Here is a 22,855-nt window from a genome sequence, read left to right as displayed (position 1 = left end):
TTGGCTTGCAAGTGAAAGGGCCGCGTGTTATGGTTTGAACGAAATTATTTTTTAGGAGTGCGAAAATGAGACTTAGAAATAAACCTTGGGCAAAGGATAAAATAGAGCAGCATCCTCAATATATTGTAGCGAATCCAGAATTGTGTAAAGGTAAATGGCATGAGGTATTTGGAAATGAACAACCGCTTCATATCGAGGTTGGAACTGGAAAAGGCCGATTCATGACCGAAATGGCTAAGGCAAATCCAGAAATTAATTATATGGGCATTGAATTGTATGACAGTGTCATCGTTGCGGCTTTAGACCGTTTAATCGAAGCGGATTTGCCAAACCTTAGGCTGCTTAATGTGAATGCAGCTGATTTAGAGAAATATTTTGCGAAAAATGATGTTGACCGTGTTTATTTGAATTTCTCAGATCCATGGCCAAAAGTACGTCATGAAAAAAGAAGATTGACCTATAAAGATTTCTTAAAGCTTTATGAGGATATTTTGGTTGATGGCGGGGAAATTCATTTTAAAACAGACAATCAAGGACTGTTTGAATATTCGCTAATGAGCTTTTCAGAGTACGGCTTATTATTAAAATATCTTAGCTTAGATTTCCATAAGAGTGGTTACGAAGGTAACATCATGACGGAATACGAAGAGAAATTCTCCGAAATGGGGAATCGTATTTACCGCTGTGAAGTAAAATATCAAAACTAATAATCAGGACAGTTCCTTTTAGGGACTGTTCTTTTTATTTTTCCTAAATATGGGACAATGCTAAAATAGAAAAAAGGGGGTTGCAATAATGCAAACATTAAAGATTGGAAACGTAACACTGACCTGGTTATCTGGAGGAGTGACAAATTTAGATGGCGGTGCCATGTTTGGCGTGGTTCCCAAAGGATTATGGTCGAAGAAATATCCACCCAATGGGAAAAACCAAATTGAATTGCCAACCGACCCAATTCTGATTCAAATGAATGGTAAAAATTTATTAGTTGAATCCGGGATTGGTAATGGAAAGTTAACGGAGAAACAACTAAGAAATTATGGGGTTACTAAGGAATCTGAGGTTGACTCTTCATTGGCCAAACTGGGATTAAATGCAGGGGACATAGATTATGTGTTAATGACACATTTACATTTTGACCATGCATGTGGATTAACGAAGCTTGAAGATGGCGGGTATACTTCTTCCTTTCCAAATGCCAAAATCATCACTTCAAATGTAGAATGGGAAGAGATGCGAAACCCGAATATCCGGTCCAAGAATACATATTGGAAAGAAAACTGGGAAGCCATTGAAACACAGGTTGAGACGTTCGACGAATCGTGGAGTTTCGGAGCGATTAGAATGACCCATACAGGCGGGCATAGCGACGGACATTCGATCCTTATTATTGAGGATGAAGGAGAAATGGCCATCCATATGGCCGACCTCATGGCGACACATGCCCATCAAAATGTTTTATGGGTTATGGCCTATGATGATTATCCAATGGACTCCATTGCCGCAAAAGAAAAATGGGTATCCTATGCAATCGAGAGAAAGGCATGGTTTACGTTTTACCATGATGCCTTTTACCGCGCAGTAAAATTGGAAATTGATGGAAAAGTAATCGAAGGCATAAAACGGTCTTAATAAAACAAACAGCCGCATCGTGTAGGATGCGGCTGTTTTTAATTACTGGTTAAAGGTTGAATATCTATGATGGTACCAGTTTGAGCATCGGCGATAAACTCAAATTGTTCATTTAATCCGTTGTTATTTTTGGAGATGCCGCCTTTGTAAACCCGATATTTTATTTGCTGCTTTTCGTACGGCTCGACAGCCATGTGAATCCATGAACCACTAATAGATCCATTATGTTTAAATTGTTTCTTGACGTGCTCCAAAACTTTTTCAGGTGTGACAGTTGTCTTTTGGCTTAGGATTTCCTTTGCCGCATACCCGCTAATGGCACCTAAAGCAGCACCAATGAGAAATGATTTCCAGTTCAAAAAAAGCACCCCCATCTATTCAGAAAATATCATGATCAAACAATCCCAACCTCAGTATATCTTATTTGGATTGTAGAAGATAATATAACAGTCGAATTAGAAATAGTGGTAAGGGGTTCGAAATTTCTGTAAAATAAAAGGATACATATTAATATCGAGAAAAACTAAAGGAGTCTGACTATGAACGAACAAACCTTAAAGCTTTTTCAAACGCTAACAGAGCTCCCTGGAGCCCCAGGGAATGAACATTTAGTTAGAAATTTCATGAGGGAACAATTATCACAGTACGCGGATGAAATCGTTCAAGATAAATTAGGCAGCATTTTTGGTGTAAAAAAAGGGGCAGGACCTACCGTAATGGTGGCAGGGCATATGGATGAAGTAGGTTTCATGGTTACCGCCATTACAGATAATGGAATGCTTCGTTTTCAGCCGCTTGGCGGATGGTGGAGTCAGGTGATACTAGCCCAGCGTGTACAAATCATGACAAAGAATGGACCTATTATTGGAGTGGTCGGTTCTATCCCTCCCCATCTTTTAGACGAAGCGAAACGAAATAAGCCAATGGAAATTCAAAATATGCTGATCGACATCGGTGCCGATGATCGTGAGGATGCTGAAAAGATTGGTATAAAGCCAGGTCAGGTGATCCTTCCGATTTGTCCGTTTACGCCAATGGCAAACGAAAAAAAGATATTAGCAAAAGCATGGGACAATCGCTATGGCTGCGGCCTCGCGATCGAATTGCTTCAAGAATTAAAAGATGAGACCTTGCCAAACACCCTTTATTCTGGTGCAACTGTCCAGGAGGAAGTAGGCTTGCGTGGAGCACAAACGGCTGCCAATATGATTAATCCTGACATATTTTTTGCGCTTGATGCGAGTCCTGCCAATGATATGACCGGAAACAAATTAGAATTTGGCCATTTAGGAAAAGGAGCCTTGCTTCGCATCCTGGATAAATCGATGGTGACACATCGTGGAATGAGGGAATTTGTCCTCGATATGGCTGAAACGCACAATATTCCTTATCAATATTTTGTTTCACAAGGCGGCACAGATGCCGGCCGTGTGCATCAATCCAATCAAGGTGTTCCAAGTGCGGTTATTGGTATTTGTTCTCGTTATATTCATACACATGCCTCCATCGTTCATGTAGATGATTATTCCGCCGCTAAAGAATTGTTAATTAAATTAGTGAAGTCTTGTGATCAAACGACAGTGGATACGATTAAAGCAAACAGTTAATTTTAGGGGGGCATTCTTCATGCCTCCTTTTCATATGCAAAAGGAGATGCTTACATGAAAATCATAATTGGATCAAAAAACCTGGCAAAAATTACAGCAGTAAAAAATAGCTTCCTAAATCAAGACGCAGAGTATATTTCTATGGATATTCCGTCCGGAGTAAATGCTCAGCCCTTTTCAGATGAAGAAACAATTCGTGGAGCGGTTAACCGGGCAGTTGAAGCGTTAAATCAAGGTAATGGTGATATTGGGATTGGCCTTGAAGGAGGCGTACAGGAAACAAGCCAGGGCTTGCTGATTTGTAACTGGGGGGCACTGGCATCAAAAGATAAGGCACCGATTATTGCCGGTGGTGCCCGGGTTTTACTGCCTGAAGAAATAGCAGTAAGACTTCGTGCGGGAGAAGAGCTCGGACCAGTCATGGATGATTACGCTAATAAGAAAAATGTCAGAAAACACGAAGGGGCAATTGGAATCTTCACAAATGGTCTCGTTAACCGAGTGGAAATGTTTACCCATGTCATGAATCTCCTGATTGGACAATATACCTATCAAAAAACGCATTTAGAAGATTAATCTCTCTTTTTCGACGGCGATTTTCGACAAAAAGTCTTGTCTTTTGAATATTCTGGAAGGTATGATGTAGATAGGACTATTGTCGTGAATTGGGGGAGTGCATCCTGAAACTTTATAAAACTATTACCATATTGAGCTTATTACTTTTTGTATTAGGAGCCTGCAGCCATGCTTCACTTAATGATGAAAGTAAAAACACAATTAAAACTGTGAAATCAGCCTTACAGGAAAAAGCGGAACAGCCAAATGAAAAGAGTGGAAAAATTCATTTTTATTTACCCAATGGTTATAAAATAAAAGATGAAAAACCCAATAACATCATTTTAAAAAATGGCTCTAAAATCTATATACTTTTCGTAAATCCTCAGGAAGACAGTTTAAGTGAAGTGGTTTATAAAGGAACAGTTAATCAGTATAAGAGGCTTAATATAAATGAAAAGTTTACCTCAGACAGTAAATTTGGCTTTTTAACGATAAAGGAATTAGATGATGATCAAAACGAACTGACAGTCGGAATTGGCGGCACAAAAATAACGACACAGACGGAGACCAGTGACTTGGTTGAAGATGGTAAAGCGATGATGCAAATTGTTAATTCAGTTAAGTTTGGTAAATAATAGGCAAGTCAGTGTACATTTTCGAAATGCAAATCGATAGACTAATCGGCAGGATGGCTGATATGATTTGAGAAGATCGAGATAATTCAAACGGAGGCGTTGAATTTGAAACATTTAGAATCAATCGAGGAATTTGAGCAGCTAAGAGATAATGGGAAAACGATTTTTATGTTTTCAGCAAAGTGGTGTGGAGATTGCCGTTTTATTGAACCAGCGCTGCCTGAAATTGAAGCGAAATTTACGGAATATACCTTTATCCATATTGACCGCGATCAATTTATTGATTTATGCCAGCAAGTAGATGTGTTTGGGATTCCAAGCTTTATTGCTTATGAAAACGGGAAAGAGCTTGGCCGTTTTGTAAGTAAGGATCGCAAAACGCAAGAAGAAATTGAAGGATTTATAACGGGGTTGAAATCATAATACCAACTAGCTCCCTCTCCTTTTGAGATGGGAGTTTTTTAATGTACAATAAGAGAAAAACCCTTTTAGGGAGGGATGCATGTTGAAAATGGATAGTAACAAAATGCGTAAAGAATTAGAAGCACGGTTAGCTGCCAAGGATCGACTTATAACTTATGACCGTGAAAAAGATCAGCTTCGAATCGAGAGTGAAGTAGTCAAGAAAGGGATTACCATTTCCTTGCCTGGGATTGTGGCCAAATGGAATGTAGAAAAAGAAAAGGCTATCGATGAAGTTGTTTATTATGTTGAAGAAGGCCTGCGTGCTATGGAGGACACGGTCCAATTAACGGATCACGAAAAAAGGATTTTCCCTGTCATTCGCTCCTCATCCTTTCCAAAGGAAGCAGAGGAGGGGGTCCCGTTTTTAATCGATGAACATACAGCTGAAACAAAAATTTATTATGCCTATGATATGGGTAAAACCTACCGATTAATTGACGCACGTGTGATGAAAAAAGAGGGGTGGGTCCATTCCCGAATAAAGGAGATTGCCCTATTTAATGTAAGATCGCTGACAACGCCGCTAAAAGAGGATCAGGTTGCCGGTAATACGTTTTATTTTCTTAACACCAATGATGGGTATGATGCCAGCAGGATATTAAATAAAGGCTTCCTAAATGATATTGAGAAACAAATTACCGGGACGATGGTGGTTGCCGTGCCGCATCAAGATGTATTAATAATTGGTGATATCCGAAATGACCGGGGATACGATGTATTAGCGCAAATGGCTATGAGCTTTTTTGCTAATGGCCGTGTTCCGATTACAGCGTTATCCTTTTTATATGAAAATGGGGAATTAGAGCCTATTTTTATTTTAGGGAAAAATAAATAAAATAGAATTCAAAGAGATCACATTCTAGGTGGTCTTTTTTCATTCATTCGAATATATTTCGGCTAATTCAGTGAAATTTTGTCGAAAAAATATCAATTACTGATAAAATAGAATGATAGATGAAAGAGAAAGAGTGATAGTTTTGAGTTGGATCCAAGACTTTTTTCAAAGGTTTAAAAAAGATGAGGAAGAGGAATTTGCCCATTTAACAATAAATAATAAAAAAAACGATGGCCATCCATTTCTGAACAATGATGATAACATTAAGGATTTAGAGCTTAGAATTTCTTATCAATATCCCAAAGGTGAAATTAAATCTTCTCACAGTCCAATCAGCAAAAGACGGATAATTGAAGAAACCCCTGCAATAAAAAGAAGATCGGCTGTAATTCCGGAAAAAAGGGTAAGGAAAGAGAAAACTGATAGACAAACGGTAAAAAAGGGAACGCCAAAAGAAAATATTAAAGTACCTATTCCAAAGAAAGAACAGCCAATGCGCGGTCCCTTTCATCCAACAGAAATCCCCTCACCTGTTTTTGGATTTAATAGGCCTAAAAAAATGGATTCTATCATCGAGCATGAATTAAGTCATTTTTTAGAAGAAGAAATTGAAAGCAAGCTAGATTCAATTGCTGCAACTGTAGAGACAGTCTATGAAACAGAAGAGATTGTTTCGGTTATGGACGATAATAAGATGCAGATAGATGTTAAGGAAGAAGAGATGGCCGAAGTTGTTCCTTTACCAGTTGAACCAGAGCAGAGCACAAAACTATATGAAAATAATGATGTTGAAGAAGAGATTATTGTTGAGGAACCAAATGAGCAGCCAGAAACATCAAGGCCTATGCGCTCAAAATTACCTTTTAATGTAATGATGCTCAAACAAGATAAAGAAAAATGGGAAGAAAGAAAAAGAACTAGAAGAGAAGATCGAGAGCAAAGGCCGATAAAAGAGTCAATAAATATTGAAATCGTTCAAGCAAGCGCTCCTGAACCTGAAAAGAAGGATGAAAGCTATCAACCCCCAGCCTCTCGAGACGGATATAGGTTTCCAGATTCCGGCTTATTAAGCCCGCCAATATCGGAAGAAAAGGATAATGACTGGATTTTCTATCAACAGGACCTATTAAATCAAACCCTACAAAACTTTAATGTAGGGGCAAGTGTCGTCAATGTTACACAGGGGCCGTCTGTCACTCGTTTTGAGGTCCAGCCGGAGCCAGGAGTAAAGGTAAATAAAATAACTAATTTAAGCGATGATATAAAGCTTAGTCTTGCAGCAAGGGATATTCGAATCGAAGCGCCGATCCCAGGAAAACATACGATTGGTATTGAAGTACCTAATCAAAAATCAAGACCCGTGATGATAAACGAAATTATCGGGAACCGTGTTTTTCTAGAATCAGCTTCACCACTAACGGCTGTGCTGGGGCTTGATATTGGCGGCAACCCGATTGTAACCGACCTTAAGAAAATGCCACATGGCTTAATTGCGGGAGCAACTGGCTCTGGCAAAAGTGTTTGCATTAACACAATTTTGGTAAGTCTGTTATTTAAAGCTAGTCCTGATGATTTAAAGCTTTTGCTCATTGACCCGAAAATGGTCGAGCTTGCACCATACAATCGGATTCCACACCTAGTCAGCCCTGTTATTACGGATGTGAAAGCAGCAACCGCAGCATTAAAATGGGCTGTAGATGAAATGGAAAGACGCTATGAACTGTTTGCTCACACGGGTGTTCGTGACATAGGCCGATTTAATGAATTAGCGATCCAGCATAAAAGATATTCAGATAAGCTTCCGTTTATCGTGATTATCATTGATGAGCTGGCTGATTTAATGATGATGTCTCCTGCGGATGTCGAAGAAGCCATTTGCCGGATTGCCCAAAAAGCAAGGGCTTGCGGGATACACCTTATCGTTGCAACCCAAAGGCCTTCAGTGGACGTTATTACCGGATTAATAAAGGCAAATATCCCAACAAGAATTGCATTTTCTGTTTCCTCACAGGTCGATTCCCGTACCATAATTGACATTAGCGGGGCGGAAAAACTGCTCGGCCGCGGTGATATGTTATTTTTAGAAAATGGCTCGTCAAAGCCAGTCCGCCTGCAGGGCACATTTGTATCTGATGAAGAAATTGATATTGTTGTGGCACATGTCAGGGAGCAGCGGGAGCCTGACTATTTGTTCGAGCAGGAGGAGCTTCTAAAAAAAGCACAAGTCGCAGAAGGAGAAGATGAACTGTTTTTTGAAGCCTGTGAATTCATTGTCGATCAAGGCGGTGCGTCTACTTCGAGCTTGCAGCGGCGCTTTAAGATTGGCTATAACCGCGCGGCAAGATTGATGGATATGCTCGAGCAGAATGGATATATAACAAGTGCCAATGGCAGCAAAGCTCGAGATGTATTGATTACCGAGGCTGATTTAGAGTCAATTCAAGATTCTAGTATTATTAGTTAATCTATAGTATTCTTTATTAACGTGAACAAATAATATATAAAGCAAAGTTAAACAGAATAAAGCTTCTATGATGCAAATAGTTTTTATGAATAAACAATGTTATAATAATGAAATGAATTTATTTAGAAAGTAATTTGGACGATTGATGTGCATAAGCACATCCACTTTTCTTGTTAGCAAATACAGACAGATGTCATATACTGTTTTACAGATAGACGTTGGTTGGAGGTTCTTCTATGACTATTTACCATTTTGTAGGTATAAAGGGGTCTGGAATGAGTGCACTGGCACAAGTTCTTCATGATATGAAATTTCAAGTGCAGGGCTCCGATGTCGAAAAGCACTTTTTTACTCAGGTCTCCCTTGAAAAATCAGGGATCAAGATCCTTCCCTTTCAAAAGGAAAATATCAAGCCAGGAATGACGATTATTGCTGGGAATGCTTTTCCCGATACCCATGAGGAAATTCAAAGGGCTATGGAGCTCGGACTTCCTATAGTACGTTACCATCGCTTTTTAGGCGATTTTATGCAAAATTTTACGAGTGTCGCCATTACTGGTGCACACGGGAAAACTTCAACAACAGGGCTGATGTCTCATGTTATCGCTGGTGCCAAGCCAACATCCTTTTTAATTGGTGATGGGACAGGTAAAGGGGAGGAAGGGGCAGAATACTTTGTTTTTGAAGCTTGTGAATATAGAAGGCATTTCTTATCCTATTTCCCTGACTATGCCATCATGACCAATATTGACTTTGATCATCCTGATTATTTTGCCAATATTGATGATGTATTTTCTGCTTTTCAGGAGATGGCTGTCCAAGTAAAAAAAGGGATATTTGCTTTTGGAGATGACGAACAACTGCAAAAAATCCAGGCAAAAGTTCCTGTCTTGTTCTACGGATTTGCGGACGAAAATGACTATCAGGCTAAAAATCTCGTGAAGACGACGAATGGGACTACCTTTGATGTCTTTATACGAAATACTTTTTATGATACCTTTTCCATTCCAACCTTCGGTGACCACAGTGTATTAAATGCATTAGCGGTCATTGGTTTATGCCATTATGAAGAAATCAATGCAGAAACGGTCAAGGAAAGATTAATGACCTTCCAAGGTGTGAAAAGAAGATTTTCCGAAAAAAATATGGGTTCCCAAATCTTAATTGATGATTATGCCCACCATCCGACTGAAATTAAAGCAACCATTGAGGCAGCTAAGCAAAAATATCCTGACCGTGAAATTGTAGCAGTATTCCAGCCGCATACGTTCACACGTACGCAGGCATTCTTAGATGATTTTGCGGAAAGCCTGCGAGGGGCCGACAAAGCCTATTTGTGTGAAATTTTTGGTTCTGCCCGTGAAAAGCACGGCAAGCTGTCCATAAAGGATTTACAAGAAAAAATTCCTGGGGCTGAATTGCTTTCTGAAGAAACAACTTCAGTGTTAAAAGATTTTAACAACAGCGTCATTATTTTTATGGGTGCCGGAGACATTCAAAAATTCCAGGAATCCTATGAAAAACAAATTGTACAATAAAGAAGAAAGGATGCCGTCACATAAGGCATCCTTTTTCTTCTTACTTCAATTTATCAGGATTTAATAACTCTAACTCCGGAAGGACAAATAGACCATCTTTTCGGATTAGGACATCATCAAAATACATTTCGCCGCCTCCATATTCAGGCCGCTGGATATTGACCATATCCCAATGAATGTTTGAATGATTGTCATTAAAAGCATCATCATAGCATTGGCCAGGGGTAAAATGGAAGCTCCCGGCTATTTTTTCATCGAACAAAATATCCTGCATTGGATTGAGGATATATGGATTGACCCCAATTGCAAACTCCCCGATATAGCGCGCTCCTTCATCGGTGTCAAAGATTTTATTTATCCTTGAACTATCATTTGCTTCTGCTTCAACTATTTTTCCATCCTTAAAGGTTAGCTTCACATTTTCAAAGGTAAAGCCTTGGTATGGTGATGGAGTATTATAAGTAATGGACCCGTTTACTGAATTCCGGACAGGAGCGGTGTATACTTCCCCATCTGGAATATTTAATCTTCCAGCACATTTAATGGCTGGAATATCTTTAATAGAGAAAGTTAGGTCTGTACCAGGGCCGGTAATGCGGACTTTATCTGTACGGTTCATCAAGTCTACCAGACTATCCATGGCTTTATCCATTTTTCCGTAATCCAGGTTACAAACATCAAAATAAAAGTCTTCAAATGCTTCGGTACTCATTTTTGCTAGTTGTGCCATGTTTGAAGTCGGGTAGCGGAGAACAACCCATTTTGTTTTAGGGACACGGATATCGCGGTGTACCTTTTTGCCAATGGAATTACCATGGATTTTCATTTTGTCATCTGGAACATCCGCTTGTTCATTGATGTTGCTGCCTGAACGCAGCCCTATGTATGCATCCATTTTACTCATAACATTCGCTTCAAACTCAGCCATCATATTAAACTGTTCTTCCTGGGCACCTAATAATAAAGAACGATCAACTTGATGATCTTTGATTAAAACAAATGGGTAACCGCCAGCCTCATAGGCTTCTTTCACAAGGGCTGTGACAAGCTCCCGCTGCAGCCCAAAGTTTTCAATCAGCACTTTTTCTCCTTTTTGAAGCTGCACAGAATAATTAATTAAATTTTTAGCTAGTTTCTCAATACGAGGATCCTTCATCATAACGCCTCCAACAGAAAAAATGACATACAAGTATTATTGTAACCGAAACGAGAAGGAAAGTTCATAGATAAAGTTTCAACTGCTGATTTACGGATGAATTATTTCAAACAAATGGCAGGAATTGAAGACAAAAATATTGAAGTAGTATAAGATTATTAGCGAGGTTTATATCCATCACTGATGGGTAATACATAATGATAGAGTTAAGGCGGAGGTATCACAATGCAAATTATTTTATACTTAAGCGTAGCCTTGATCGCGATTGCGTTTCTTGTGCTTGTCATCTACTTATCGAAAACGCTTAAATCGCTTCAAGAGACATTGACAGGCGTTTCCGGCACGTTAAAGGGATTAGAAAAACAGCTTGATGGGGTTATGGGTGAAACTCATCTGCTGTTACAAAAAACGAATGCATTGGCGGAGGATATTCATCAAAAATCCAAGGACCTAAATAGTGTGGTATCAGCGGTAAAGGATGTTGGTACAACTATTTCAGGATTTAACGGAACGCTTAAAAGCATCACAACCTCGGTTGACCAAACAGTGGAGGAGAGCAAGGAAAAGGTTGCGCAAATCATTCAATGGAGCAATATTCTCCTCGAATTAAAGGAAAAATGGCAGGCAAGAAAGCACGTAAATAATGAAGTTAATTCTGAAGTTAAACCGAGAATCAGAGCACATTAAATAAATTAAGGGAGGTAATATAAATGTCAAATAGAGATTATGAATCTCGAGAAACAAACCAAACCCGAAATGAAGGAGCATCATCCGGCTTCTTATTAGGAGCGTTAATCGGAGGGGCAGTCGGTGCTGCCGCGGCACTGCTTTTGGCTCCAAAAACTGGGAAAGAACTGCGCATTACTTTAAGTAATCAAGCGGGTTCCATTATGGAAAAAACAGCCGATTTACGAGAAAATGTAGTGAGTAAAAGCAATGATTTAGCATCAAAAACCTCTTCAGTTTCGCAAGGTTTAATCCAGCAATCCTCAGGGCTGTTAAACAAGGCGAAGAACAAAGCAGCAAATAAGGCTGAAGCTGGCGAAGAATCAGCTCCCGCTTATATTTCGATAGGGAAACCAAAACCAACTTTTTCGAAAGAAACAGATGTTGAGTCAACATTAGACAGTGATGAAATACGGAAAAGAATAGCGGAAGCTGAAAGGGCTTTGGAAGAAGAAGAAAGTAAGGTCAAGCTTTAAATCGGTTTATTTGTTATAGGTACGGTGAAGTGATAAAATTACTTCACCGTTTATTTATTTTAGGGAGGTTTTTTTTATGTTAGAAAAAATTGATACAGTCGAACAACTTGAGGATTTGCTCCAAAAAGAAAGTAAATTTTATTTGTTAAAGCATAGTTTAACTTGTCCAATCAGTCATGCGGCGTATAAGGAATATGAAAAATATGCAGATGAAAACCAGGATATCCCAACGTATTTCTTAGCTGTTCAGGATTCACGCCCACTTTCTAATGATATTGCGGAAAAATTTCAAATTAAACATGAATCCCCGCAAGCTATTCTGTTTTCAAACGGAGAAGCTAGGTGGAATGCTTCCCATTGGAAAATAACCAACCGCTCTTTGGCAAATGCTATGAATGAAAATCTATAAAAAATAACTTGAAATTTATTCACATTTTCATAATGGAAAACATAAATTGCTTAAATATATACAAATATACACAAAACACTTTAGCGCTTAAAAGCGTCTAACTATTAAAGAAAAAAGAAGTGACAAAAAAATTAATTTCCGCTATAATAAAGCCTAATTAAAAAAATGTTTTAAAATTTCAAACTTTTAACCTTGTGAACCAGTAAACAAATAATACTGATTTGCAAAAGAAAGGACGGGGATGCGTAATGGGTACAAATCAATTGGATCAATTGAGAGCGCGTGTAGATGAAGTAAACTTGGAGTTGTTGAGGCTGATTAATGAAAGAGCTCACCTCGTCCAAGAGATTGGACAGGTAAAAGGTAATCAAGGAGTATACCGTTACGATCCAGTTCGCGAAAGAAAAATGCTTGAGGTTATCAAGGAGCACAACGATGGTCCGTTTGAAGATGCAACCATCGATCATATCTTCAAAGAAATCTTTAAAGCTGGCTTAAATCTACAAAAAGATGATCATGAAAAAGCATTACTTGTCTCAAGAAAGAAAAAGCCTGAGGACACCATTGTAACCTTAAAGGGTGAAAAGGTCGGCGATGGTAAGCCGCATTTTGTCTTTGGTCCATGTGCTGTTGAATCCTATGAGCAAGTAGCGACTGTGGCAAAGGCAATGAAAGAGAAAGGTCTAAAGCTTCTTCGTGGTGGAGCGTATAAGCCTAGAACTTCTCCATATGATTTCCAAGGCTTAGGGGTAGAAGGATTAAAAATTTTAAAACGTGTTGCAGATGAATTTGATATGGCTGTTATTAGTGAAATCGTAAACCCTGCTGATATTGAAATGGCGATTGATTACATAGATGTCATTCAAATCGGCGCTCGAAATATGCAAAACTTTGAACTATTAAAAGCGGCTGGTGCTGTAAAGAAGCCAGTATTATTAAAAAGAGGTATTGCAGCAACAATAGAAGAGTTTATTAATGCGGCAGAATACATTATGTCACAAGGAAATGGCCAAATCATCCTTTGTGAACGCGGGATCAGAACTTATGAAAGAGCAACAAGAAACACGCTTGATATTTCAGCAGTTCCTATTTTGAAACAAGAAACGCATTTGCCGGTAATGGTCGATGTAACACATTCCACGGGAAGAAGAGACTTGCTTCTTCCAGCTGCTAAGGCTGCACTTGCTATTGGTGCAGACGGCGTGATGGCTGAAGTTCATCCAGACCCTGCTGTTGCCCTATCAGACGCACAGCAGCAAATGAATCTTGAGCAGTTTGATCAATTCTATAAAGAATTACTTGCATCAAACTTTGTCCAGATTTAATATTGCTATCTTTTAGAAAAAACCTTCTGCATTTGCCTGCAGAAGGTTTTTTGATTGGGCTATGTTAAAACACATTTTTATTTTTATCACTTGTTGAATGGAGCGGAAGGCGTTCGACTCCTGCGGGGGTACGGGGCAGGGGAGACCCCGCAGGCGCGATAGCGCCGAGCAGGCTCCACGGACCGCCCGCGGAAAGCGGGCGCCTGGAGCGGAAATCAACAAGCCCTATTTAAAAACAGAAAATATATAGAAAATGTGACCAATGCAATTGCAGGTTTAATCTTCTTATCGTATAGTTAAAGACATATATCAATTTGTATATTTTCTCACAAAGCGGATAGGTTTTTACTAGCTGCTGTAAAATAAGAGAAATAAGGATCGTTTTAGGAGAGTGTTTAAACGTGAATATTACTATTTATGATGTTGCCCGTGAAGCTAACGTTTCCATGGCAACGGTCTCACGCGTAGTGAATGGAAATCCAAATGTAAAACCAGTAACCCGCAAAAAAGTATTAGAAGTGATTGAACGACTAGGCTATCGTCCAAATGCGGTTGCTAGAGGATTGGCAAGTAAAAAGACAACAACAGTCGGAGTCATTATCCCTGATATCTCCAATATCTTTTTTGCTGAATTAGCACGAGGTATTGAAGATATTGCAACGATGTATAAATACAATATCATTTTAAGTAATTCCGACCAAAACAAAGAGAAAGAATTACATTTATTAGGCACAATGCTAGGGAAACAGGTGGATGGCATCGTTTTCATGGGAGGGAATATTACCGCTGATCATGTTGAGGAATTTGAAAAATCACCTGTTCCAATTGTCCTTGCCGGCTCAATAGAAGAATCAGACAAGATTCCTTCTGTCAACATTGATTACGAAGAAGCGGTTTATGATTCAGTAAAGGAATTCATTGAAAAAGGACATAAAAACATCGCTTTCGTAATTGGTCCGCTTCATGAACCTAAAAATGCCCAAAAGAAATTAAAAGGCTATGAGCGTGCTCTTCAAGAAGCTGGAATTCCTAATAATGAAGATCTTGTCGTTGAAGGTGACTATACGTATGATTCTGGTATTGAAGCATTTGAAAAATTGCTTGAAGCCGAGACGCGTCCTACAGCTATCCTTGTCGGTTCTGATGAAATGGCATTAGGTGTGGTTCATGGTGCAGAGGATAAAGGCTATAAAATTCCTGAGGATTTTGAGGTTATTACCTCGGATAACACAAGACTTTCACTCATGGTTCGTCCTCAGCTGACAACCATTGTCCAGCCGTTATATGATATCGGAGCCGTTGCCATGCGTCTTTTAACTAAGCTGATGAATAAAGAGAAAACGACAGAGAACATTGTCATTCTCCCACATCGGATTGAACACCGCCAATCCACAAAATAAACATAAAAAAACACAAGAGAAAATAAATTCTCTTGTGTTTTTTTGATATTTTAGTCCTCTAGTGTGGAAAGGTCGCCTGCAGGCAAATTCAGTTCCCAAGCTTTTAAAACACGGCGCATAATTTTTCCGCTTCGTGTTTTTGGCAGCTTGTCACGGAAATCAATTTCTCTTGGGGCAGCATGGGCGGCAAGGCCTTTTTTCACAAATTGCCTGATTTCTTCTTTCAGCTCATCTGAAGCCGTATAGCCATCCCTTAAAGCGATGAATGCTTTAATAATTTCTCCGCGGACAGGGTCTGGTTTACCAATGACTCCTGCTTCTGCAACCGCTGGATGCTCGACAAGCTTGCTTTCTACTTCAAATGGTCCTACCCGTTCACCAGATGTCATAATTACATCATCAATTCGACCTTGGAACCAGAAATAACCATCCTCATCCATATATGCAGAGTCACCAGAGAAATACCAGCCGCTCGGCATAAAATAGGATTCATATTTCTCAGGATTATTCCAAATTGCATGCATCATGGAAGGCCATCCTTTTTTAATAGCAAGATTCCCCATTCGATATGGCGGAAGTTCATTCCCTTGGTCGTCCACAATAGCGGCCGTAACACCTGGAATTGGTTTGCCCATTGAACCCGGCTTAATCGTCATGCAAGGGTAATTGCTTATCAGCTGGGCTCCAGTTTCTGTCATCCACCAGTTATCATGGATTCGGTGATTAAATACTTTCACACCCCATTTAACGACTTCAGGATTTAACGGTTCACCCACACTTAAAACATGGCGAAGACTGCTTAGGTTGAATTTTTTTACTAATTCATCACCAGCACCCATTAGCATGCGGAAGGCAGTTGGGGCGCTATACCAAACGGTAACGCCAAAATCCTCAATCATTTGATACCAGGATTCAGGACTAAAGCGTCCGCCGATAATGACATTTGATGTTCCGGTTAACCATGGTCCAAAAATGCCGTAAGAAGTTCCGGTAACCCAGCCAGGGTCGGCAGTACACCAGTATACATCGTCCTCTTTTAAATCTAGCACCCATTTTGCTGTTTGATAGTGCTGGATCATTGCATTATGTACATGCAATACCCCTTTAGGTTTTCCCGTAGATCCGGATGTATAATGCAGGATTAGACCGTCTGTTCTTTCAACCCATTCAATATTAAGTTCTTTGCTTGCAGATTCAAATTTTTCTATAAAATTAATATATGGATCTTGTTCCTCTACATTTTTGCCGACAAGGAAAATATGCTTCAATGCAGGCAATTCGTTGACAGGAACTCTTTCTAATAACTCAGGTGTTGTAACCAATACCTTAGCTTCACTGTCCTGCAGGCGATCCTTGACTGCACCTTCCATAAATGCTTCAAATAATGGGCCGACAATGGCGCCAAGTTTAATCGCACCTAAAACAGTAAAGTAAAGCTCAGGTGATCGAGGCATAAAAATGAATACACGGTCGCCTTTTTCAACATCACCGTAATTTTTTAGAACATTCCCAGCCTTATTGGAAAGCTCCTTCATCTCTTTAAAGGTATACTTTTCGTTCCTTGACCCGTCACGATAATAAAGGGCAACCTTATTTTTACGGAAGGTTTCTGTATGGCGGTCAATCGCTTCATAGGCCAAATTCACAAGACCTGTTTCACTCCAAGAGAATTGCTTTTCAGTTTCTTTCCAGTCAAAATTCTTATACATTTCCTCATAATTTTGTAAATTATGATCTCCTTGAACAACTGGTAACGCTTCCACTTTCATTTGATCTCCCCCTTGTAGCGTATATTAAGATAATTATAGTACAATTAGTTACTATTCACAATTTTTTAAATATTACCTGCTATTATTTTATTATAATACTAATAGTATTTGTCAACCTGTTTTATAAATCTGAAAATTTTGTTAAGTCGACTTTACTTACAAGTTTTTATGTATAATAGAATTGAAATTGAAAACGAATGATTTTTTTAGGTAGGTGACCGTATGGAACATAAAAAAACATATAATGCCAAACAACTTAAAACACCACATGGGACCCTGATTATTGAAGGGCCTATTTCGTCAGATAAACTAGCAGGACTTGATTTTCATGAAGACCTGATTGCCTTTCGCCCTCCCGAGCAGCAGCATACAGCTTTAATTGGGATTGCTGATCTTTCAGAAGGCAGAATTATTATTGCCAGATACCGGAATACCATTGTTGGTTATGTCACTTTCCTTTACCCAGACCCGCTTGAAAGATGGTCGGAAGGAAAAATGGATAATTTAATTGAGCTGGGTGCCATTGAAGTCATTCCCCAATTTAGAGGCAGTCAGGTCGGTAAAAACCTTCTAATTGTTTCGATGATGGATGATGCAATGGAAGACTATTTAACCATAACAACCGAGTATTATTGGCACTGGGATTTAAAAGGAACAAAATTAAATGTGTGGGAATATCGAAAAATAATGGAAAAGATGATGAATGCCGGCGGCCTTGAGTGGTATGCAACAGATGACCCTGAAATCTGTTCCCATCCCGCCAATTGCCTTATGGCGAGAATTGGTAAACGTGTCGACAGTGAAACGGTCCAAAAGTTTGACCGCCTGCGCTTTTTGAATAGATTTATGTATTAGAGTATTGCTGATATTGCCTGCACTCGAGGGGGAATTGTTAATGATCGTTGAAGAAATCATGAAAACAGATGTCGCAACACTGTATCCAACCAATACAATTGCCGATGCAATGGATTTAATGGAATCTAGAAAAATTCGCCATATTCCGATTATCACTTCAGAAAAACAATTGGTAGGTCTTGTTACCATTGCCGAAATTAGGGAGGCAACACCCTCTATTTTTCATGCAAATGAGCATCCGGAGGATTTAAAAAAGCCGCTTGAGACAATCATGGAAAAAAACGTTATTACTGGTCATCCTCTCGACTTTGTAGAAGAGGTTGCAGGCCTCTTTTATGAGCATAAAATTAGTTGTATTCCCATCATAAATGATCAAAAGTTGGTTGGGATTGTTACTGAAACTGATTTACTGCGAACCATGGTTGAGTTGACCGGTGCCCATCAGCCCGGGTCACAAATTGAAATAAGGGTTCCTAATCTAGCAGGCAAACTTAGTGATATTACTACTGTTATTAAAAACCGGAAAGCAAATATTCTTAGTGTACTAGTATATCCTGACAAATCGGATGATCAATTTAAAATTCTCGTCATCAGGGTGCAAACGATGAACCCAACGGCGCTTATTCAAGATCTTAAAGAAGCTGGCCACCAAGTTTTATGGCCAAATCTACCGGGGATTTCCCTATGAAAGATCAATGCTCCTTTGTTTTCTCAGAAGAACAGCTAAATTATAAATTTAGCAGTCATCATCCGTTTAACCAATTCCGGCTTAAATTAACAGTAGACCTATTAAATAAAATGAATGCATTAAATCCTGAACACATCATTCCTCCAAGAATGGCGACCGACGAAGAATTAGCCCTTATCCATGATCAAAGCTACATAGAGGCAGTAAAAAAAGCTGGATATGGGCAGCTTCCGAACGAAATCGCTGAAAATTATGGACTTGGTACAGAAGATACACCTATTTTTCCTAATATGCATGAAGCAAGTGCCTTATTAGTTGGCGGCACTTTAACAGCTGTAGACGAAGTAATGTCCGGCCGTGCCCGCCATGCAGTTAATCTTGGAGGAGGCTTGCACCATGGCTTCCGTGGCAAAGCCTCTGGATTTTGCATTTACAATGATAGTTCAGTAGCCATCAAATATCTTCAGGAAAAGTATAATGCCAGAGTATTATACGTTGATACAGATGCTCACCATGGGGATGGAGTCCAGTGGTCCTTTTATGATGATCCGAAAGTGTGCACCCTTTCGATTCATGAAACAGGAAGATATTTATTTCCTGGTACAGGGAATATCAATGAAAGAGGACAAGGGTTAGGTTATGGATATTCCTTTAATATCCCAGTCGATGCTTTTACCGAAGATGAATCATGGCTGCATGCCTATTCCCAGGCAATTAAAGAAGTGGCTGAGTTTTTTAAACCCGATGTAATTCTCACGCAAAATGGGGCTGATTCCCATTATTATGATCCTTTAACACATTTATCAGCAACGATGAAAATCTATAGGGAAATTCCAAAGCTTGCCCATGAAATTGCTCATCAATATTGCAATGGAAGATGGATTGCGGTAGGGGGAGGGGGCTATGATATTTGGCGCGTGGTACCAAGAGCCTGGGCACTCATTTGGCTTGAAATGACTGAAAACTCGAATTGTTATGGCAGCTTGCCTAAGGAGTGGGTGGAGCGCTGGCAAAAAGATGCGCCTGTCCAATTGCCAAGGGAATGGGATGACCCGGAAAATTTATATACACCTATCCCAAGAAAAGCAGAAATTACCGAAAAAAATTTACTTACACTCGAAAAGGCACTTTATCCGATTCGGAATCATCAAAAAAGTGAATCTGTATAATTTAACGTATGGCTGTGTTAAAGGCCTCTGTTGATTTTTTAATCCTGTTGATTGGAGCGGAAATCAACAAGCTAGTTTAACACAGCCTAACATAAAAAACACAAGAGATTTTAGTCTCTTGTGTTTTTTATTACGGTGCAGGAGTTGTTGCAGCAGCAACAGTAACTTGATTAGACGGGGCAGATTCCTTGCCTGCAATATCAACAGCCGTTACATAGTAATTCCCGTTTCCTGCCGTATAAGAAAGCTTAGAACCGCTAATGATGCTGGCTACTATACTGCCATTTTGATAAACTCGGTACCCGACAACATCATTATCACCAGGCGATGACCATGTTATTGTACTGCCTGAAACTGATAACCCTACACCATTAGGACTCTTTCCGTTATCAACCATCTTTGCACTTGATACAAGAACTTTTCCCCAACGGTCCTTATTTGGAATGAGCTGGCTATAATTTTTAAAGCTCTTTCCTACCATCCTAGTAATGAAGTCCGGATTTAGGATTAAACCAAACTGAGCAAACTCTTTTGGGGTAGAATCTAGGGCTAAATATCTTCTGTCGCCAATCGTGACAAATTTACCTTCAATTAAGCTGTCATCAACTTTAGAAGGTACGTTATTAACATTAAAGTAATCACTCTCAATTAATCCTGCTTTTGAACATGCACTAGATGGCAGCATTCCGGAAACAGCACAATATGAGCGTTTTACAATTCCTTCTGGCATTTGAAACGATTCTTTAGGATCGATTAAATCCGGCTTAAGGTTATAGGCAGAATTGATTAATTCAGCCCATAAATTATTCGTCCGCTGGCTGTATGACATCCCTCTAGACTGCAATGATTTTGGTGTATCATAACCGGTCCAAATACCAAAAGTGACATTTGGGTTGGTTGCAACGAACCAGGAATCAACATATTCATTACCAGTACCTGTTTTCCCAGCCCAATCGGCACGGAATTTTAATTTACTATTAATCCCTGCTGCAGTCCCCATTTTAATAACATCCCGCATCATATCGAGAGTTAAATAGGCTGTCTGCGGTTTGAAAACGTCAACAGGCTTCACCTCGTGTTGATAAATTACTTTACCACTTTTATCAACAATTTTATCAATCATATAGGCATCGATAAATTTCCCGCCGTTGGCAAAAGTACTGAACGCATTTGTGTTTTCTTCAACAGTGACTCCCGATATAGAACCGATGGCAGCTGAAAGGTTTGTATGGTCCTCTTTACTCAACGAGGTAATTCCCATCTTTTCCAAATACTTAGCAGGATGCTGGTTGACGATTTCTGAGTAAAGTTTCACAGCCGGAACGTTATAAGATTTTGCAAGTGCATACCTCGCTGAAACTAAGCCGCTATAGCGGTAGTCGTAGTTTTGCGGCCATGGCTTGCTTCTGCCAGGAATAAAATTTAAGGCAACGTTAGGAAGCGGTGTGCCAGGAGATGCTTTTCCTAACTCTATTGCAGGGCCGTAGACAAGAAGAGGCTTCATCGTAGAAGCATTTGGCCTAAGAGCACTGGTAGCATGATTCATCTGTTGTTTGCCATAGTCTCTTCCGCCAACAAAGCTGATAATTTTCCCTGTCTTGTTTTCAATAAGCTCCGCCCCGACTTCAACGGGTTCCATTACTGTTCTCTTTTCACCTGTTTCAGGATCCTTTTTTTCCTGGGATTTATCTGGGCCGTAATATTTGTAATTATCCTTTACCTTTTGCATCGCTTCGTAAATTTCTTTGTCGATGGTGGTATGAATTTGATAACCATTTTGATGTAAAGCATGGTCGGCCATTGTTTGATATTTGTAGTTAAGATTATCATCATTTTTTAAATCTTTGTCTGTATAGCCATCTTTTTTGGCTAAAACTGTTGTTAAAACACCAACAGCACGCTTTTCAATTTCTGTAGGCAGACCTGGGTAATTTTCACTTGGAGTACTGATAGGCTTAATAAAATCTTTAGTAATATCGTAGGAAGATGCTTCTGCATATTGCTTTTGATTGATATAACCGCCATCGAACATCCTTTTTAAAACTGTTTTCATCCGTGTAAGTCCTGGTTCAAGATTGTTCTTGACCTTACCTTCTCTCGTAAAAGGCGTATATCCAAAAGGGCTCTGAGGCAATCCTGCGATAAATGCTGCCTGCGGAAGGGTTAATTCACTTGCTTTTTTTCCAAAAATCCCTTTTGCGGCTGCCTCAACTCCAGCAATGTTTCGGCCTGATGAGTTTCTGCCAAAGGTGGATACGTTTAAATAAGCTTCAAGGATTTCTTTTTTATCGAAAAATTTCTCTAAACGAAGGGCAAGTAAAATTTCATTGGCCTTCCTTTGAAAGGAAACCTCATTGGTTAAGAGTTGGTTTTTAATTAATTGTTGTGTTAATGTGCTGCCGCCAGATTGGACGGAAGAATTGGTCACTTCTTGAAAGAGGGCGCGGAAAACTGCCTTTGGCACTACGCCTTGATGCTTATAAAAATATTCGTCTTCAGTAGCAACGACTGCATTGACTAGGTAGTCTGATACTTGATCTAGCCTTACTTCTTCACGTTCAAGATCGGAGCGCATTTTTCCTAAATAAACATTATTAGCAAAATATAATTCCGATGGTTCTGTATAATTATAAATATCTTTTTTCATACTTTCATATGAACGGACAGGTTCGTCCTTTACTAGTGAGGCAAAATAACCAGCTCCAACACCTGTGGCAAATGAACCTCCAAGGATGACAACTGTTAAAACCAACAGGAATAGGTTCCAAAAAACAGAATATGTAATTCGTGCCCCTTTTACCGCCTTTTTATGGGTTATTAAGTTAAGCATGGATTTTGTTTTTTCCAGCCATGCTTGAATTTTTTCATTCATTAATAGCATCACCTCATCTAAAATCACATACATTATAGCATATAGAAGGTATAAAAACTGACAACGTTCTACATTTTTCTGAAATTTCCATATCGCATTTGACATGGGAAGTAAGATATGGTAAAAATGCAATAAGCTAATTTTATAAAAAGCGTTGAAGGGAACCAATGGTAGTTCTTCTATCCCTGTAAATTAGAGAGTCAGCGGCCGGTGAAAGCTGTCACAAATAGAAGAATGAATTACATCCTCGAGCTTTCTCTGTGAAAAGAGCAGTAG

At 39.4% G+C, this 22,855-nt stretch carries 21 protein-coding genes and 1 other annotated feature (1 of these 22 cut by a window edge); of the genes, 17 read left to right on the top strand and 4 right to left on the bottom strand.

The annotated features are described in order from the left end of the window. Nucleotides 1–65 precede the first annotated feature (65 nt). Nucleotides 66–707 carry a tRNA (guanosine(46)-N7)-methyltransferase TrmB gene (gene trmB / locus ACIFOT_RS09420; RefSeq protein ID WP_430064081.1) on the top strand — a complete coding sequence of 214 codons (642 nt, stop codon included), beginning with the start codon at nt 66–68 and terminating at the stop codon, nt 705–707. An 88-nt stretch (nt 708–795) separates the two neighbouring features. Then, nucleotides 796–1,632 carry a YtnP family quorum-quenching lactonase gene (locus tag ACIFOT_RS09415; RefSeq protein WP_430064079.1) on the top strand — a complete coding sequence of 279 codons (837 nt, stop codon included), beginning with the start codon at nt 796–798 and terminating at the stop codon, nt 1,630–1,632. Nucleotides 1,633–1,670: 38 nt separating this feature from the next. Here the strand turns inward: ACIFOT_RS09415 and ACIFOT_RS09410 are convergent, their stop codons facing one another. Continuing rightward, complete coding sequence (locus ACIFOT_RS09410; protein WP_430064077.1) at nt 1,671–1,991, bottom strand: PepSY domain-containing protein; 321 nt, start codon at nt 1,989–1,991, stop codon at nt 1,671–1,673. A gap of 180 nt (nt 1,992–2,171) precedes the next feature. On the opposite strand from ACIFOT_RS09410, the gene ACIFOT_RS09405 reads away from it, so the two are divergent. The 7 genes from ACIFOT_RS09405 to murC all read left to right on the top strand — a co-directional run bounded on the left by ACIFOT_RS09405 (nt 2,172) and on the right by murC (nt 9,734). Beyond that, nucleotides 2,172–3,239: a M42 family metallopeptidase gene (locus ACIFOT_RS09405; protein WP_430064075.1), complete on the top strand. Its 1,068-nt coding sequence runs from the start codon at nt 2,172–2,174 to the stop codon at nt 3,237–3,239. Nucleotides 3,240–3,293: 54 nt separating this feature from the next. After that, entirely contained in the window at nt 3,294–3,815 is a 522-nt protein-coding gene (locus ACIFOT_RS09400) for a DUF84 family protein (RefSeq protein WP_430064074.1), read from the top strand. Nucleotides 3,816–3,946: 131 nt separating this feature from the next. Continuing rightward, a complete protein-coding gene (locus ACIFOT_RS09395; RefSeq protein WP_430064073.1) occupies nt 3,947–4,432 on the top strand; it encodes a hypothetical protein in 486 nt (161 codons plus the stop codon). 105 nt (nt 4,433–4,537) lie between these two features. Beyond that, nucleotides 4,538–4,855 carry a thioredoxin family protein gene (locus ACIFOT_RS09390; RefSeq protein ID WP_430064071.1) on the top strand — a complete coding sequence of 106 codons (318 nt, stop codon included), beginning with the start codon at nt 4,538–4,540 and terminating at the stop codon, nt 4,853–4,855. Nucleotides 4,856–4,943: 88 nt separating this feature from the next. Continuing rightward, nucleotides 4,944–5,732, top strand: coding sequence for a DUF1444 domain-containing protein (locus ACIFOT_RS09385; RefSeq protein ID WP_430064096.1), 789 nt, complete (start codon nt 4,944–4,946; stop codon nt 5,730–5,732). A gap of 142 nt (nt 5,733–5,874) precedes the next feature. After that, entirely contained in the window at nt 5,875–8,196 is a 2,322-nt protein-coding gene (locus tag ACIFOT_RS09380) for a DNA translocase FtsK (protein WP_430064069.1), read from the top strand. Nucleotides 8,197–8,432: 236 nt separating this feature from the next. Then, the gene (murC, locus tag ACIFOT_RS09375) at nt 8,433–9,734 is read left to right on the top strand and encodes a UDP-N-acetylmuramate--L-alanine ligase (protein ID WP_430064067.1); all 1,302 of its coding nucleotides are present in this window, start codon (nt 8,433–8,435) and stop codon (nt 9,732–9,734) included. 40 nt (nt 9,735–9,774) lie between these two features. Here murC and ACIFOT_RS09370 read toward each other — a convergent pair whose 3' ends face one another. After that, a complete protein-coding gene (locus ACIFOT_RS09370; protein ID WP_430064095.1) occupies nt 9,775–10,890 on the bottom strand; it encodes an aminopeptidase in 1,116 nt (371 codons plus the stop codon). 225 nt (nt 10,891–11,115) lie between these two features. Between ACIFOT_RS09370 and ACIFOT_RS09365 the strand changes: the two genes are divergently transcribed. The 5 genes from ACIFOT_RS09365 to ccpA all read left to right on the top strand — a co-directional run bounded on the left by ACIFOT_RS09365 (nt 11,116) and on the right by ccpA (nt 15,226). Continuing rightward, complete coding sequence (locus ACIFOT_RS09365) at nt 11,116–11,577, top strand: DUF948 domain-containing protein (protein WP_430064065.1); 462 nt, start codon at nt 11,116–11,118, stop codon at nt 11,575–11,577. 23 nt (nt 11,578–11,600) lie between these two features. Further along, nucleotides 11,601–12,092, top strand: a complete 492-nt coding sequence (locus ACIFOT_RS09360) for a YtxH domain-containing protein (RefSeq protein WP_430064064.1) — start codon at nt 11,601–11,603, stop codon at nt 12,090–12,092. Between the two features lie 76 nt (nt 12,093–12,168). Next, a complete protein-coding gene (gene ytxJ / locus ACIFOT_RS09355) occupies nt 12,169–12,501 on the top strand; it encodes a bacillithiol system redox-active protein YtxJ (protein ID WP_430064063.1) in 333 nt (110 codons plus the stop codon). Between the two features lie 248 nt (nt 12,502–12,749). Beyond that, the gene (locus ACIFOT_RS09350) at nt 12,750–13,826 is read left to right on the top strand and encodes a bifunctional 3-deoxy-7-phosphoheptulonate synthase/chorismate mutase (protein ID WP_430064062.1); all 1,077 of its coding nucleotides are present in this window, start codon (nt 12,750–12,752) and stop codon (nt 13,824–13,826) included. A gap of 401 nt (nt 13,827–14,227) precedes the next feature. Beyond that, nucleotides 14,228–15,226 carry a catabolite control protein A gene (gene ccpA / locus ACIFOT_RS09345; protein ID WP_430064061.1) on the top strand — a complete coding sequence of 333 codons (999 nt, stop codon included), beginning with the start codon at nt 14,228–14,230 and terminating at the stop codon, nt 15,224–15,226. A 50-nt stretch (nt 15,227–15,276) separates the two neighbouring features. Here ccpA and acsA read toward each other — a convergent pair whose 3' ends face one another. Next, the gene (gene acsA / locus ACIFOT_RS09340; protein ID WP_430064059.1) at nt 15,277–16,995 is read right to left on the bottom strand and encodes an acetate--CoA ligase; all 1,719 of its coding nucleotides are present in this window, start codon (nt 16,993–16,995) and stop codon (nt 15,277–15,279) included. 222 nt (nt 16,996–17,217) lie between these two features. Between acsA and ACIFOT_RS09335 the strand changes: the two genes are divergently transcribed. The 3 genes from ACIFOT_RS09335 to ACIFOT_RS09325 are packed head-to-tail and all read left to right on the top strand — an operon-like array spanning nt 17,218 to nt 19,707. Further along, nucleotides 17,218–17,850, top strand: a complete 633-nt coding sequence (locus tag ACIFOT_RS09335) for a GNAT family N-acetyltransferase (RefSeq protein ID WP_430064058.1) — start codon at nt 17,218–17,220, stop codon at nt 17,848–17,850. A gap of 40 nt (nt 17,851–17,890) precedes the next feature. Continuing rightward, on the top strand, nt 17,891–18,538 hold the full coding sequence (locus ACIFOT_RS09330; protein ID WP_430064056.1) for an acetoin utilization AcuB family protein: 648 nt from the start codon (nt 17,891–17,893) through the stop codon (nt 18,536–18,538). Then, nucleotides 18,535–19,707, top strand: coding sequence for an acetoin utilization protein AcuC (locus ACIFOT_RS09325; protein WP_430064054.1), 1,173 nt, complete (start codon nt 18,535–18,537; stop codon nt 19,705–19,707). Before ACIFOT_RS09330 ends, ACIFOT_RS09325 begins: the two co-directional genes overlap by 4 nt. 130 nt (nt 19,708–19,837) lie before the next feature. Here ACIFOT_RS09325 and ACIFOT_RS09320 read toward each other — a convergent pair whose 3' ends face one another. Beyond that, nucleotides 19,838–22,579 (bottom strand): transglycosylase domain-containing protein, encoded by a 2,742-nt coding sequence (locus ACIFOT_RS09320; protein ID WP_430064053.1) that lies wholly within the window; start codon nt 22,577–22,579, stop codon nt 19,838–19,840. Between the two features lie 145 nt (nt 22,580–22,724). Further along, nucleotides 22,725–22,855, top strand: a binding site (T-box leader); it runs 84 nt beyond the window's last position.

This window comes from Neobacillus sp. NRS-1170, assembly GCF_050468025.1.
The sequence above is the reverse complement of the archived record's forward strand: the minus strand, read 5'-3'. Positions and strand labels throughout refer to the sequence as shown.

Coding starts and splice junctions, on each gene's coding strand:
- trmB (WP_430064081.1), top strand. CDS start 66: ATGAGACTTAGAAATAAACCTTGGGCAAAGGATAAAATAGAGCAGCAT.
- ACIFOT_RS09415 (WP_430064079.1), top strand. CDS start 796: ATGCAAACATTAAAGATTGGAAACGTAACACTGACCTGGTTATCTGGA.
- ACIFOT_RS09405 (WP_430064075.1), top strand. CDS start 2,172: ATGAACGAACAAACCTTAAAGCTTTTTCAAACGCTAACAGAGCTCCCT.
- ACIFOT_RS09400 (WP_430064074.1), top strand. CDS start 3,294: ATGAAAATCATAATTGGATCAAAAAACCTGGCAAAAATTACAGCAGTA.
- ACIFOT_RS09385 (WP_430064096.1), top strand. CDS start 4,944: ATGGATAGTAACAAAATGCGTAAAGAATTAGAAGCACGGTTAGCTGCC.
- murC (WP_430064067.1), top strand. CDS start 8,433: ATGACTATTTACCATTTTGTAGGTATAAAGGGGTCTGGAATGAGTGCA.
- ACIFOT_RS09370 (WP_430064095.1), bottom strand. CDS start 10,890: ATGAAGGATCCTCGTATTGAGAAACTAGCTAAAAATTTAATTAATTAT.
- ACIFOT_RS09365 (WP_430064065.1), top strand. CDS start 11,116: ATGCAAATTATTTTATACTTAAGCGTAGCCTTGATCGCGATTGCGTTT.
- ACIFOT_RS09360 (WP_430064064.1), top strand. CDS start 11,601: ATGTCAAATAGAGATTATGAATCTCGAGAAACAAACCAAACCCGAAAT.
- ytxJ (WP_430064063.1), top strand. CDS start 12,169: ATGTTAGAAAAAATTGATACAGTCGAACAACTTGAGGATTTGCTCCAA.
- ACIFOT_RS09350 (WP_430064062.1), top strand. CDS start 12,750: ATGGGTACAAATCAATTGGATCAATTGAGAGCGCGTGTAGATGAAGTA.
- acsA (WP_430064059.1), bottom strand. CDS start 16,995: ATGAAAGTGGAAGCGTTACCAGTTGTTCAAGGAGATCATAATTTACAA.
- ACIFOT_RS09335 (WP_430064058.1), top strand. CDS start 17,218: ATGGAACATAAAAAAACATATAATGCCAAACAACTTAAAACACCACAT.
- ACIFOT_RS09330 (WP_430064056.1), top strand. CDS start 17,891: ATGATCGTTGAAGAAATCATGAAAACAGATGTCGCAACACTGTATCCA.
- ACIFOT_RS09325 (WP_430064054.1), top strand. CDS start 18,535: ATGAAAGATCAATGCTCCTTTGTTTTCTCAGAAGAACAGCTAAATTAT.
- ACIFOT_RS09320 (WP_430064053.1), bottom strand. CDS start 22,579: ATGAATGAAAAAATTCAAGCATGGCTGGAAAAAACAAAATCCATGCTT.